The sequence below is a fragment of the Rosenbergiella sp. YN46 genome, from assembly GCF_036620675.1.
Classification (GTDB): domain Bacteria; phylum Pseudomonadota; class Gammaproteobacteria; order Enterobacterales; family Enterobacteriaceae; genus Jejubacter.
This window is the reverse complement of sequence record NZ_JAZHEE010000095.1, coordinates 1-771: the sequence shown is the minus strand read 5'-3', so window position 1 is coordinate 771 and position 771 is coordinate 1. Positions and strand designations below refer to the sequence as shown.

Below are 771 nucleotides of genomic sequence, written 5' to 3'. Positions count from 1 at the left end.
TACCATGGCGCATCAGCCACAGCTCCAGCGCCGTCCAGGTGCCGGTGGTGTCTCCCCACGGGGAGCCGTTGTCCATTGTCATCCGGTCCGGCAGGCCGTAGCGTTCAAACACGCTGACCAGCCGCTGCTGCACGGTCTCACGGCGTTCATCGGTACAGTGCGCCAGGCACAGGGAAAAACGGGAGTGGTCGTCCAGTAGGGTGAGCGGATGGCAGCGGCCACCGCCAAAGGGAAAGTGCCCCTTAAAATCCATCTGCCAGAGCCGGTTCGGCGCGTCATGTTCGAACCGTCCCGTGGCGGGAATGCCCGGTGAAGTGCCCGGCAGCAGGCCGTGACAGGCCATCAGGTTATGAACGGTGCTGAAGGCGGGCATACGGTGCCCCTGATCTTCCAGCCAGCGCTTTATCTTGCGTGCGCCCCAGCGTTCATGGCGGTCATGGGCCATACGCAGCAGGGCGGCGATGTCGTCAGATGAGCGGTTCGGGGAATGGTGCGGTATGCGCGGACGGTCCTGAAGGCCGGAGGCACCTTCCTCCTCCTGGCGGCGAAGCCACTTGTAGCCGGTGGCAGGTGAAATACCGAAGCGACGGCAGAGGGAACGGATGTTCGCCCCGTCCTGCGAGGCGAACAAAACAAACTCGGTACGTAATGACATGATATCTCTCGCATCCCAGGGCATAAGCGACTCCATAAACGGGCTCTTATGCCTTGGTTGTAAGTGTCTACCATGTCCCCGAACAAGTGTTCACTATGTCCCCGGACCGTACACCC

General features: G+C 61.6%; 1 protein-coding gene. It reads right to left on the bottom strand.

The genetic code is table 11. From position 1 onward, the window contains the following. A partial coding sequence (locus tag V3W49_RS22660; RefSeq protein ID WP_500148199.1) for a DDE-type integrase/transposase/recombinase occupies positions 1-679 on the bottom strand: 679 nt, incomplete at its 3' end. Positions 680-771: the final 92 nt, after the last annotated feature.